Raw genomic sequence first — 13,513 nt, forward strand, 5'->3', positions numbered from 1 at the left:
CCCCATCGTCGCCTGATCAGCGGAACAGCGCTATCACCAGACATACGACGAATACGACAAAGACGATGATCAGCCCGGCCACGAAGTTCCGGCCGTCCGGCGGTCGCCGCCCCGGCTCGGGCCCCGGCTCGCGCCGGTCGTCCGGACCGGCGGTGGCGTCGGCTCCGAAGAAGCGGGCGAGGCGGCGCAGGAGGGGAGGGCCCGCAGGACGGCCCGGGGGCCGCTCCGGCCGGGGCGGCTCGTACGGAGGAGGGCCGGGCAGACCGGGGCCGGCCGCGACACCCGGACGGGTCTCCGGCCGGGGCGGGGGCGGGGGCGGCGAGTTCGGTGGCGATGACGGCGGTGCCGACGACGGTGGTGGCGATGATGGTGGTGGTGGCGATGGTGGTGGTGCGTCCGGAGGCGCACCGGGTGGCGTGGGCGGTAAGGAAGCGACCGGGGAGGAGCCGCTGTCGCGCCATCCGGACCTGACGATCGCCAGCCAGACGTCCTTGCCCAGCCCCGGGGCCTTCTCCCCCTCCAGGATCTGTTCGACCGCGGCCCGGCCGGCGCCGCCCGCGTCGCCGCTCAGCCGCGGCAGCAGTTCGAGGAGCCTGGCCCTGACCGGCGCCATGCCCGCCAGCGGTCCCACCGCCCAGCCGTAGAGCGCGGCGGCGTTGGCCGCGCGGGTCTCGCGGGACGGCACGCCCACGGCGGCCGGCCATGCCCGGTCCCCCACGAACAGCTCCCTCTTGAGCACGGCCTCGCACAGCTCCTGGCGTCGGTTCCGCGGCCACTCGGCGTACCGCGTGGCGATCTCGCCCACCAGGGCCGTGACCGCCGCGTAGTGCAGCCCGTCCTCCCCCACGGCGGCGATCAGGCTCTTGCTGCCGCTGCCGCGCAGTGCCTCCTTGACGTTGCGCGACGAGGCGTTCGGTTCCTGGAAGGTGTGCAGCACGGCCAGGAGGTGGTCGAGTTCGACGGTGATCTTGCGGCGGGTCGCGAAGAACCCGGCCGAGTCGGGCGAGACCGGCCACTCGGGGGGAACGGGCCGGAACATCCGGCGTCCCTGCCGCCGTGGCTCGGGCGCCTGCTGTACGGGGGGCGCCTGGGTGTACGACGGCGCGTAACGGCCCTCGTGTCGGTCGTCGTGCCGGTCATCCCGCCGGTCGCGGTACGGGGCCCGGTACCGGTCGTCATCGCCGTACCGCTCGTCGCCGTATCGGTCGTCATCGCCGTACCGGCCGTCATCGCCGTACCGGTCGCCGCGGTGGCGGTCGTACGCGTCGCCCGGTTCGTACGGGGCCCGCGGCTCGTCCGGGCGACCGCGGTCGTACGGCACCCGTTTCGGGGACGGCGGGCGCTCCTCGTACGGATCCCGCTCCCTCAGGTCGCGTTCCCTCGGGTCGCGTTCCCGCAGGTCCTGTACCCGTGGGTCGCGTTCCCTCGGGTCCCGTCCCCTTCCGCGCGGCTGCCGCTCGGTCAGGCGCGCGAGCGCGTCCTCCGCCGTGTCCAGGAGGGTGCCGCGGGCGGCGGGCGGCCACGGGCCCGAGATCGCCGCCAGGGCCTCGGCCACCTCGTACTCGCGGCCCTCGCCCCGTTCGACCCGGCGCAGGTAGTGCCCGACCAGCCCGGCGGCCAGCGCCTGGGCGCGGTCGTCGGTCCGTTCCTCGGGGTCCGTGCGCAGCCGCTCCGTGGACTGCGGGGCCGGTCCTGGCCAGCGCCGTACGAAGACGAAGCGGGTCGCCGGGGTCTCGACCGTGTCGTGTGTCGCGAACGTCCAGCCCTCGGGGAACAGCCCGCTGAAGATGCCGTACAGCCCCCACAGCGTCCGGCAGGGGGCGTCGCCGCCGTGCCGGTCGAGCACCGTGAACCGCTGGCCCGGGTGGCGGAGCAGCTCCGCGGTCATCGTGGTCAGGGGCTCCGCCAGCTCGGGCAGTCCGGCGAGCAGCGCGCGCTGTCCCTCCTCGGCCGATGCCAGCAACCCGGCCACGCGCACCTGTTCCAGTACGCCCCTGACCTCGCCCAGCGGCAGCCCACCGCCCTCCCATGCCCAGTCGTGCAGTCCGAGGCAGGTCTCGGGGTCGAGGGTCTTGGCCGGGCCGAAGAGCGCGTGGCACACCGCCCCCGAGTGCCCGTCCAGGTCGAGTACGGGGGCTCGGCGCACGAGCAGCACCTGTCCCCGGCTCTCCAGCTTGACCAGGGCCGGGACCGTCTCGGAGGCCGTGGTGCGCAGCAGCGGCGCGGCGCTGTTGAACAGGCTCTCGGCGGTGTCCCGCTGGCAGGACCAGGCCACCGGGCCGAATCCGGTGGTGCCCAGGCTGTTCTCGGTGTCCCAGCGGAAGACGATCTGGTCCACCAGGTCTTCCTGACGGGCGATCAGGGCCATCAGGTCCCCACCTCTCTCAGTTCCGCTCCGGGGAGGAGCCCGCACATGGCGAAGATCGACAGCAGTGGTGCCAGGACCCGGCGCGGTCTGACGCCGTGGGGGTAGACGTCGCCGCGCTCCTGCGCCCCGGTCGCCGCCACGAAGTGGAGCGTGCAGCGCGCGCAGTCGTCGAACGGCTTCAGCCAGGCGGGGCTGCCGTGGTGGGCGACGAACGCGTAGGCGTCACGGCTCTCCGCGCGCAGGGTCTCCTCGTCCAGCTCCACGGGCAGGGCGCGGCTCAGCCAGCGGTCGGCGGACGGGTCGAAACGGATCAGGTCGCTCTTGTTGAGGGCGACGGCGGCGGGCGCCTCGATGTAGGCGCCGAGGCGCGGGATCCGGTTGAGGACGGTGGTGAACGCCTCGTCGCCCAGGTCACGCTGCTGGAGCCTGGTCCGCGCGCGGACGGGGTCCAGCGACGGCAGCCGCAGGGCGCGCAGCGGGTCGAGGACGAAGATGAAGGCGCCCACGCCCATGAGGAAACTGGTCACCTCGCCGTTCTGCGCGAGGTCCTCGCCCGCGAGGTCGAAGAAGACGACGGGCCGGGTGCCGTCGGCCCCGGTGACCAGCAGTCCGTCCGTGAAGTGCGCGAAGGAGGCGTGTCCGGTGGATTCGAGCACCTTGCCGCGGTGCAGCCGCTGGACCCGTTCCTGAAGGAACTCGCGGTGGGTGTCGGGGTTGAGGGGCAGGCACTTCAGTCCGTACGGTTCGAGGCCGCCCTGCTCGATCTCACCGAGCATCGCGGCGAGCAGATGGGTCTTGCCGGCCGCCGAGCTGCCCACGAGGGCGATGGTGAGCGGCTCGCCGCTGTTGAGGTAGGGCACGGGCAGGTAGTGCGGCGCCGCCGCCGGGGCGTGCGGGCATGCCTGGTACGCCTGGCGCAGCGCGTCCTGGTAGTGCATGGGGCGCCGTTCCGCGCTGAGGTCCAGCGGTTTGGCCACCTTCTTGGAGTCGAGGGTGACCAGCCGGCTCTGGTCGAAGGAGACCGGGAGCAGGCAGTGCGGGCAGAGCGTGGGGCGGCGCAGCGGCTGCGCGGGGCGCGGGGTGTGCTCGACGGGCCGGGGCGGCGGGACCGGGGCCGTACCGGTGAGCCAGGAGCGCAGGGAGCGGCGCGGGGGCGGCGACTCGTAGTAGGTCCGGTCATCGGCCGCCTCCTCGGGCGGGTCGTCCCGCCCGGTGTCCTGGCGTTTCTTGGTGCGCTGGATGTCGAACTCGGCGCGTGCCCGGCTGAGTACGTCGGCGCCGCCGGGCGCGTGCGCGAGCGGGTCGGGGACGTTCAGGAGCCGCATCAGCTCACCGGCGGAGGGGCGCTGGTCGGCGCGCGGGGCGAAGGCGCCGCCTTCGTGGAGCGCCGCGAGCCGGCGGAACTCCCCGAGGTCCGCGGGTGGCCCCGAGCCGGGTCCCGGGCGCCCCGCCAGCAGGAAGTAGACGAGTTGGGCGACGGACCAGAGGTCGTCCCTGGGGTCGGTCCTGCCGGTGCCCTCCCGCTGTTCGGGCGAGGCCCAGGGCGCGGCGCCGTAGGCTTCCCGGGGCTCGTCGGCGCGCAGCGCGCCGTACGGTTCGGCGAGCCGGACGTGGGTCCCGTCCCAGCGGACGGTGTACGGGGTGATGGCCCGGTGGACCAGTCCCACCTCGTCCAGCAGGCGTACCGCGAGGACGAGTTGGGCGATCACCTTGCCCTGCTCCTCGACCGTGAGCGTGCCCTGGCGGCGGGCGATCGGCTCGCCGTCGGGGACGCGGTAGAGGACGAAGGGCTCCGGTGCCTCCAGGTCGAAGCCGATCATGCGGGTGAAGACCTCGCCGTACCGCTCGGAGCCGTACCGCCGCTCCATCGCGACCCCGGCGCTCACCTGCCGTTCCAGCGCGCTGTACGCGGCGGGGTCGCTCTGCGCGCCGAACGGCAGCCGGTACTGCAGGACGCGCCAGCCCTCGCCGAGGGTGACGGGACGGGCCAGCAGCGGTGCGGGCTCGGGCATCCGGAGGTCGGCGTGCAGCCGGGCAGCGAAGCGGACGGCCTCTCCGCCGTGGGTGAAGAACTCCAGCTCCATGGAGTCGCCCTGCGCCCAGGTGGAGCCGGCCCCGCCTCCGCCGGGGTCGCCTCCGTCGCCTCCGTGGTCGCGGGGGCCTGCGCGGCCGGGCCCCCCGGCCGTGGGGTCGTTGCCCTTCCTCGTGCCGTCGTTGCCTGTGATCATGGCGCGTCCCTCTGCTCGGCCCGGACGGTCCTGACGATCTCTCCGCGCAGCGGGACCAGCCGCAGCACACCCGCGTGCCGGCCGCCGGGTGTCCACACCACGTCCTCGCCCGCCCCGGCTCCGCCGTCGTGCGCGGGATCCTGTTCGGTGCCCCGGCGCATCGCCTCGGGGGCGAATCCGACCCGGCGTATCCCCGTCGGATCCCTGGAGAGCATCCTGCGGTCCTCGGCGGCGCACAACGGCACCACCTCGTCCTCCTCGTCTGCGGTGGCGATCAGCCGGGCCGCGTGGTCGGCCTCCACGCCCAGCAACTCGGCCGCTCCCGGGCGCAGTTCCGGGTCGCGGGCGAAGTGCGGTGCCGAGGTGCCGCCGTCGCGCAGCAGGACGGAGTGCTCCTCGTCGAGCACGTCGAGGAGCGGGCGGCGCAGGGAGACCCGGCCCGCCTCTGCCGGGTCGCGCTCGACGGCCGCCCACCGTCCGGCGAGGATCCCCCGGACGCCGTGGGCGAGGTCGGCGAGGAGCGTGTCCACGAGGGCGGGGCCGCCGTCGCCCCATTCCCGCTCCAGCCAGGGCGGATCGGCCGGTGCGGCGGGGTGCCAGGGGTCCTCGGGGAGGTCGTACTCCAGGGGGCCCGCCGCCGGTTCCGTACCCGCCACGCTGCCCGACCAGCCGTCGTCGGCGGAGCTGTCGCCCCAACTGTCCCAGTTCCAGGCGTCGCCGGGATGATGGGCCGGACCGTCCTGGCCGAAGGCGCCCTCGGTGGTGGGGTGTTGGGTCGTGGGGTACGACGGTCGACTTGCCGTACGGTCGGCTCCGCCCCGGGCGGCGGAGGGCGCGGCGGCGGTCATCAGCCGTTCCTCGACCGTCTCGGCGAGGCCCCGGACCATCAGGGAGACCGCGCGCGCCCCGTCCGAGCACTGGTAGCGGGCGTCGGCGAAGAGCCAGTCGTGCAGGACGGTCTCGGTCAGCAGCCCGTCGACGGCGGAGAGGGCGTCCGCGGCGAACTCCGCCTCCGTCTCCCGCCACCACAGGTCGACGGCGTCCGTCCAGTCCCGCGCCACGAGCAGCCCGAGCGCGATCAGCGCCACGCCCAGTCCGGCCGCTCCCGCCCAGAGCGGCAGATCGAGCAACTGGCCGGTCAGCGCGCCGCCGGCACCGCCCACCAGGCCCGCGATCAGCCGGAGTCCTGAGCGGGTGCTGCCGCCGCCGTCGAGGCGGCCGTCGTAGGAGCGGCTCGGCCTGCGCCGCACCATGAGCAGGGTGAGGGCCGCGGCGGCGAACCCTGTCAGCGGTCCCAGCACCCAGCCGAGCAGCGGCCACAGCCCGGCGACGAACGCCAGCAGGAAGACGGGCGCCGCGTGCGCGAAGGGCGAGCCGCGCACCGTGAACGGGGGTGGCACGGCCAGCTCCGCCACGCGGCGGCCGGGGCAGATCTCGTCGAGCCTGGCCAGCCGCGCCGCGCTGCCCGCCGGGGCGGACAGGTCCGAGAGCGCGCCGAGCCGGGCGGCGACGGAGCGCAGCGGCAGCCCGTACGCCAGCAGCCGTTCGGTGTACGTACGCAGGCCGGGGCCGACATCGGCGCGGGGCGCCTCGGGGAGTTCGGGCAGCCGGATGCCCCGCTTGAGGAGACGGCCGCGCTGCTCAGGACGGAGCCGGTCGCCGCCCCCGTCGCTGAGGGCGCCGGCGATGGTGTCGCGGTACGAGCCGAGCGCCTCGGAGAGCGCTTCCAGCCGTTCGGGCAGGTCCACCGCGCGGGCGCGCGGGGTGAACAGGGAGGCGGGGCGGCGCACCTGTTCGTATCCGTCCTCGGCGTCCCGCAGCGCCCGGTCGCCGTCCCGTCGCGCCTCTTCGGCCGGTCCTCCCGGCACCAGGCAGGAGCCGTCGGCCAGGGTCCCCGCCGGTACGTCGCCGAGGAAGCGGGCCAGCTCGGCGGGGACGGAGTCGCCCGCGCCGGAGCGGGAGCCGTCGGTGACCAGGACGGGCGCCGGAATGTCCTGGCCCGCCAGGTTCTCCAGCGTCCGCCGCCAGGTACGGGTCCTGGCCTCCTCCGTCAGATCGTGTTCGAGGACCTGGGCGGCGGGCACCGCGACGCTGTGCAGGACCTCACCCAGTTCACCGAGGACGGTGTCGAAGAGGGAGGCGTCGGCGAGCAGTTCGACCAGCGGGCGCAGCGCCTCGTCGGTCTCGCCGGGGGACGGTACGGGTCCGCCGTCCCGGCCGCCCGCCCCGGCGAACACGTCGGGGATCCACAGCACTCCGGCGGACGGCGGGCTCAGCGCGTGCGGGCGGCGCAGGGCGCGGTCGCCCCCACCGCCCTGCGCCAGACAGAGCACCTGGGCCGGTCCGTACGCGTAGAGCCGTTCGTAGAGGAGCTGGTGCGCGACGAGTTCGGCGGCGTCGTCGAGGACGAGGAAGCGCCGTACGTCCGACTGCCGCGTACGCGCCAGGGCGTCGCCCACCTCGCCGTGGAGGGCGGCGGGGGCGTCGGCCGGATCGCCGCGGTGGCGCAGGTCGAGGCAGACCACCCCGGCCTGGAGTCGGTCCGTGATCACAGCCTGGTCCCCTCCTGTCCGTCGTCGCGCCGGCGCGGCGCGCCCCGCCCCGCGTCGTCGGGTTCGCCGTCGCCCCACTCGTCGTCGTCCCACGGGTCCGCCCCGCGTGCCGGGGCCGCCGCGCCCCCGCGCTCGTCGGCCTTCGGCTCCCGGTGCCTGGCCGGCTTCTCGTACCGCGACGCGTCGTTGCGGGCCCTCGCGCGCCGGGGCCGCTCGTCACGCGGCTCCTCGTCACGCGGCTCCTCATGACGCGTCTCCTCGTAACGGGGCTCCTCGTACGGCGGGTCTTCGTACGGCGGGTCCTCGTACCGCCGTGACTCGCTCCGCGTGTCCTCGTGCCGCGCGTCGTCGTACCGCGACGGCTCGTGGCGCGTGTCGTCGTACCGCGGATCGTCGTACCGCGGCGGCTCGTGGCGCGCGTCGTCGTACCGGGGTCCCTCGTCGTACCGGGGATCGTCGTACCGCGGGTCCGCCGCGTACCGCGGCTCCTCGTCGTACCGGGCCGGCTCCGCGCGGCGGGGCCGTTCCTCGCGGCGCGGTGGCTCCTCGCGGCGCAATGGCTCCTCGTGGCGCGGCCTGACGATCCTCGGCTCGTCCTCGCGCCGCTCCGTGGACGGCGCCGCGCGGCGGTGGCCGTTGGTCCTGGCGGCGGTTCCCCTGCCCGCCCCCGGGCCCTGGGTGTGCCGCTGGTCGAGCGCGCGCAGCGTGGGCCGTGTGGGCCGCTGCGCGCCCGGGAAGCGCAGGTCGAGCGCGGCGGCGAAGGTCTCCTCCCAGAAGTGCCGCAGCGGTACGAGCCACTCCTCGTCCTCCGCGGTGAACTGCCCCGACAACTCGTTCAGCAGGGCCACTTGCCGGGGCGCCACCTCGTGCACCAGCCTGCGGAAGAGGCGCGAGGGCGGCGCGGGCGTCGTCGAGAGGCCGGTGGGCTGGGTGCGCATCAGCCGGTCGCAGAAGTCCTCGATGATCTGCCCCTCGTCCAGCAGGGCCCACTGCTCGTACGCGCGCAGCAGCCCCGCCCAGCTCGACACGTTTCCGTCGAACGAGTCCAGCCGCAGCGTCATTGTCGCGGAGTCGCCCTCCTGGAGCCGGATACGGATCAGCCCGGGCGAGGCCGGGTCGCCCTCGAAGTCGACCCGGTCGTTCCACATCGCGCACAGCAGCCGGTGCAGGATGCGTGTGCGGTCCTCCTCCGTACTGGCCAGCCAGTCGTCGCGGTGGCCGAGGCGCTGCCTCCAGTGCAGGAAGTCGTCCCCGCCGGAGGCTTCGCGCGCCTCCGCCCACAGCCGCAGCGCGTGCCGGACCTCGGAGACGTCGGTGAGGCTCATGCCGCTGCGGAAGAGCACGACCGTGATGGCCTCCGCCTCCACGGCCCGGAACTCCGGGGCGATGCCCGGGTCCCTGGGCAGGTTCAGCTCCTGCTGGAGGTAGCGGGCGGCGCGCCCGTCGGCCTCGCTCTGCGGGTGCACGATGAGCACCTTGAGCGGGCCGCTGCCGTCCGGGGTGAAGCCCACCGGCAGCAGCCCGGCGAGCTGTGAGCGGAACTGCTCCAGCCAGCGGCCGTCGACCGTGGCCACCGCGTCCTCGTCCCCGGCGGCGGCGCGCAGCAGCACCCCGAGGGAGGGCAGCAGGGGGCGGTCGTCCAGCACGCTCGCCTCGCCGAACAGCGCCTTGACGCGGCGCTCCACGACCTGCTTGATCTCCTTCACCGCGGCACGCGGGGAGCGGCGTACCGCGTCCAGGGCGCGCTGCCAGTCATCGGCGTTCACCAGCCTGCTCAGCAGCCCGGCGGCGTCGGCGTTCTCCGGCAGGCTCTCGTGCTGGGCCAGCCGGTCGAAGACGTCGTCGTAGAAGGCCCGGAGGTTGTTCTGCGGGGGCAGCAGGTAGGACACGCCCGTGCGGTCGTCGCGGTAGAGCTCCTTGCGGCGCTCGGCGAACAGCTTGCGCTCGTCCTCCTCGTGCGCCCGCAGCGCCCGGACCAGTTCGGTTACCTCCTTCATGGAGCGCATCAGCGGCGGGCGCCAGCGGGCCTCGTGCTCCTTCCAGCCGCGGTGCCACTGCCGGTTGGCCCGCCAGCGGTACCAGGCGTCCTGCTCGTCCACCGCGTCCTGTACGTCGGGGTCGCCCCAGCGGGCCGGGACCATGCCGCCCGCCGAACGCCTGATGCGGGGGATCTGCGGCGCGGAGGGCTCGACGCCCTCGGGGCGCTCCGGGTCGTTCTTCCGGTTGTCCAGCATCCCGGCGAACCCGGCCTCGGCCGGGCGCTGCGGGTGTCCCGGCAGCCCGGCGATCACCCGTTCCAGCCGGAACGGGCCGAGCAGGCCCAGCAGTTCGCGGGCGCCGGTGCCCGGCTTGAAGTCCTCCACGAGCCGGGGGATCTCCCGGTCCAGCTCCCGGTCGAGCCGGCCGAGCCCGTCCTCCATGTCGCCGATCCGGTCGCGCAGCGCCTGGCTGATCGCCCGGCTGCCCTTGGGCAGCGGGTCGGGCGCGGGCACCTCGGGCGCCTCGCGCGTCCACAGCCGTCCGATGCCCGACCGGTCGAAGAGGTCCCTGACGAGCTGAGTGCCGTCCTCGTCGTGGCGCCGGGCGTCCTCGGCCATGCCGCGTACGGCCTGGGCCAGCAGCCGTCCCGCCACGATCTCCGCGAGGTCGTCGACGGGGACGGTGAGGGAGGCCGCCAGGCTCGTGGACATGCCCCGGTAGCCGATGCCGGAGCGGGACGGGGTGGAGCGCTCGACGCTCTTGTTGACGAATCCGGCGGCGAACGACTGGTGGTCGCCCTCCGCGCGCCCCTGGCTGTTCTCGTCGCCGAGTTCCGTGCCGATCAGGGAGAGCACCATGGCGGTGATGGACCGGCGCAGGTCCTCGGGCCGGATGCCGGAGGGCCGGCTGAAGAGGAACGCGGTCTGTACGGTCGAGGGGCGCAGCGCGACAAAACCGTCCCCGGGGTAGCGGACGCCGAGCACACCGCGCTGGGCGACATCGCCGAGGTCGTCCTGCGCGTCGGGCACGTTCTGGTCGTCGACCAGCCGGGAGAGGTCCACCAGCGCACGGGCCGAGTTCAGTTCGGCCTCCCGGCCGCCGCCGGCCTCGGGCGGGAACGCGGACGGCATGACCACCAGCGGGTAGATCTTCACCCCGGGCACCTTGGACTTGCGGAACTCGTGCCCGATGAGGTGGAGGAAGTCGTAGAAGATACCGGCGCCGGTACCGCCCGCCACGGAGAACGCCACGAACACGTCGCAGCCGCGGATCTGCCGGCCGCCCATCTCGCGCAGATCACCGGCCGATCCCGAGATCGTGCCGATGGCGGCGCGTAGCTGGCGCAGGACCGGCTCCAGGCCGCTGCGCAGGGTCGCGAAGAGCGCGGCGCGGCCCACCGTGGGGAGCTGTCCGGCGCCGTTGTGCAGCGGCGCCACGCGCGGCTGCCGGTCCTGGGGCGGCAGCCAGTCGTGGGTCTCGTCGTGCAGGGCGACCCGCAGCATGCGGGTCACCTCGGGCGAACTGTCGTAGTTGGCGGGCAGCAGGTCGTGGATCACGCGCGCGGTACGCGCGTACGCCGCGGCCTCGGTGCCCTTGGCGCTCAGGTGCGGCAGCCGGTTCAGCTCGGACTCGCTGAAGTCGGCGTACACGAACTGGAGGCAGTCCGGAAGCTGGAAAGGCGCGCGCCGGCCGTCCGACACCAGTTTCGTACCGTCGGGGCCGCACAGCTCCCGGCGCAGACCGCGTTCCAGCTCGGCGCCGATTCTGCCTCCGGTGCCGCCCAGACCGACGAACAGCATGGGCTGGTAGATCTTCATGTCGTCTCCCGTAGGGCCGTCGCCGCGTCGCGACGACGGCCCGTCGTCACTCAGAACTCAGAAATTCGGGTCGAACCGGCTCGCGCCCGCCCGCTGCTCCCCCTCCCCGGAAGGAGCGCCGCCGTCGCCCGACGGTCTGTTCTCTCCTCCGGCGGACGTACGGGGCGGCCTGACGCGGGCGCCGTCCCGGCCTTCGGTACGGTCCCGGTTCCTGCCCCGGATCCTGCTGCGGTCCCGATCCCGGTCCCTGTCCCGGTCCCGATCCCGGTCCCTGTCCCGGTCCCTGTCGCCGGTACGGGTTCCCCTGCCGTCCCTGGTCCGGTCACGGCCGCTGCGGCCCCGGCCGGCGGCGGCGCGCCGGTCGTGGACCACCAGCTCCAGCCCGTCGCCCAGCGCGGCGGCCTCCTCAGGACGCAGCGCGCGCTCACGGCCCTGCGGCGGCTTGAGCAGGAACTCCCCCGCCGCGGTGCGCCGCAGCCGGTGGGAGGCCGCCGCGCCGGGGCCGCCGCGCTGGAGCGAGGGCGAGCCGCCCCGGGCACGGTCGATCACGAAGTGGAACTCTCCGCCGGGGCTCTGTCCCGCCCGTACCGTCAGCTCGTCGGACCGGATCCCCTCACCGCGCAACTCCAGCTTCACGCCGACGAGATCGCGGCGGCGGCGCCGTGCCGCGTACCGCACCGCCAGGAACACGGCGACGGCCAGCAGCACGGCGCCCGCCACGGCGACGACCCACCACCACAGGTCCCACCAGGTGGGCACAGGGTCGACGTCGATCTCCAGGAACGTGTTGTCCAGGACACGTCCCCCGTCGTCGGTGTCGGCGACCGTGATCCGGGCGTCGATCTCGCCGGGCGCGGTGCCGGAGCCGATCCCGACCCGGAAGGGGACGCTCCTGCCCTCGCCCGCGGGGACCTCCACCTGCGCGGGGCTGATCGTCAGCTCCTTGCCGGGCGGCTGATCGGCGAGGGCGAGCCGTACCGTACGCGTCTCCTTGCTCTTGTTGTCCACCTTCAGCAGGCCGGTGACCGACTCGCCCGGGTGCACGGTGTCCCGCTCCACGGTCAGCGCGGCGGTGACCGGCGGGGGCCCCGAGGTGATGCGCGCGTTGAACGGCCGGTGGTCGCCCGTGACTCCGGGCGCCGACATCTCGGCGGTCAGGGCGAGGTCCCCGTCGGCGCCGGCCGGTACGGTCAGCGTCCCGGTGAACCGGACGTCCCGCGCGTGCGCGTCCGGCGCCTTGCCGTCGTCCTTGAGCGGTACGGACACCGGTTCGAAGCCGCTGCCCGAGAGCCGGGCCGCGACCGTGATGCCCTTCAGTTCGTCCGGGTCGTCGATGACGACGCCGCGCCGGGTCTGCATTCGCACCTCGACGGAGGTCTTCTCGCCGGGGCGGGGGGACGCGGGGTCGAGGATGACGGAGGAGCGCAGCCGGCCCTGCCAGATGGCGCGCACGGCGACGACGCGTTCCCGGTGTCCCTCGGGCGCTTCGAGGTGGACGCGCCAGCGTCCGGGGCGTGGATTCTTCACCCGCAGCGCCTCGACGGGGCCGCTCTGGCCGGTGATCTCGAAGGTCGAGCCGTCGAACGACCCGTCGGTGACGACCTTCCGGCCGCGCGGGTCGTAGTAGGTCGCGCTCACCTTCGGGTCGTGTTTGCTGACCGTGATCGAACCGTCGGTGGCGATCTTGGGGATGGTCACGTACAGGTCGGCGGGCGGCTTGCCCTCCGTGCCCTGGACGACCTGGGCGCAGCGGGCGGCGGCGAAGGTCTCCTGGAGCGCCTTGTCGATCCCGGCGGCGCTGTCGACCACCCGCAGCCGCGGGGTGGCGGACGCCAGTTCGGCGCAGCCGTTGCGGAAGCCGCCCTCGGCCATCGCCTTGAGGGCGTCCCGGTCGATGGCGTCGCCGAAGCCGAGCGGCCAGATCTGCACGGACTCCTCGCGGGCGCGGGCGAGCTGTTCGCCGAGCTGGCGGGCGGCGTCGGTCTGGCGGCTGGCCGCGTCGGCGCCGTACTCCGGGCTGTCCCGGACGTCGAGCTTGCCGTCGGTGAGCAGGAAGATCACCTTCGGCGCGTCGGGCGCGCCCTCCTCGGTGAGCCGGGTCAGCGCCTGGCGCAGGGCGGCCGGGAAGTCGGTGCCGGGGCCCATCGTGGCGTCGCGGCGGGAGAGTTCCTTGACGCAGCCGTTCAGGTACGAGCGTCCCGAGGAGTCGGCGACGGTCGGGGGGCACACCTCGTCGACCGGGGTCTGGCCGGGCTTCTCGGAGCTGCCGAAGCCGATGACGGTGGCGCGTGAGCGGTCCGAGATCTCTCCCTGGGCGATCAGCGCCGCGGCCTCCACCTCACGGTTTCGGTCGTCCTCGGAGAGGCTGTCCGACTGGTCGACGACCACGGCGAAGTCGATCGGATCAGCCCCTTCGGCCACCGCCCCGACCCGGCCGGGCGCGCCGGTGGCGTGGCCCGGGGCCGCTCCCGTGGCGGCGAGCAGTCCGGCCAGGGCGAGCAGGACTCCGGCCAGATGTCTCACTCCGGCCCGATGTGTCGCGCGCGTTGTGTTTCTCATGTGCACCGT

The 13,513-nt window shown here is 74.4% G+C and carries 5 protein-coding genes; all 5 read right to left on the reverse strand.

All coding sequences use genetic code 11. The features are described 5' to 3' along the window. Positions 1–16: 16 nt before the first annotated feature. From ACIO3P_RS09195 to ACIO3P_RS09215, 5 genes are read right to left on the reverse strand one after another with little or no spacing between them, the layout of a single operon-like run. Complete coding sequence (locus tag ACIO3P_RS09195) at positions 17–2,368, reverse strand: hypothetical protein (RefSeq protein ID WP_329823653.1); 2,352 nt, start codon at positions 2,366–2,368, stop codon at positions 17–19. Next, entirely contained in the window at positions 2,368–4,596 is a 2,229-nt protein-coding gene (locus tag ACIO3P_RS09200) for a hypothetical protein (RefSeq protein WP_401848317.1), read from the reverse strand. Before ACIO3P_RS09200 ends, ACIO3P_RS09195 begins: the two co-directional genes overlap by 1 nt. Then, positions 4,593–7,148 (reverse strand): hypothetical protein, encoded by a 2,556-nt coding sequence (locus ACIO3P_RS09205; protein ID WP_401848314.1) that lies wholly within the window; start codon positions 7,146–7,148, stop codon positions 4,593–4,595. Before ACIO3P_RS09205 ends, ACIO3P_RS09200 begins: the two co-directional genes overlap by 4 nt. Then, positions 7,145–10,945, reverse strand: a complete 3,801-nt coding sequence (locus ACIO3P_RS09210; protein WP_401848312.1) for a tubulin-like doman-containing protein — start codon at positions 10,943–10,945, stop codon at positions 7,145–7,147. Before ACIO3P_RS09210 ends, ACIO3P_RS09205 begins: the two co-directional genes overlap by 4 nt. Before the next feature lie 57 nt (positions 10,946–11,002). Next, positions 11,003–13,504, reverse strand: coding sequence for a VWA domain-containing protein (locus ACIO3P_RS09215; protein ID WP_401848311.1), 2,502 nt, complete (start codon positions 13,502–13,504; stop codon positions 11,003–11,005). Positions 13,505–13,513: the final 9 nt, after the last annotated feature.

Source organism: Streptomyces sp. NPDC087310 (assembly GCF_044744405.1).
Taxonomy (GTDB): Bacteria; Actinomycetota; Actinomycetes; order Streptomycetales; family Streptomycetaceae; genus Streptomyces.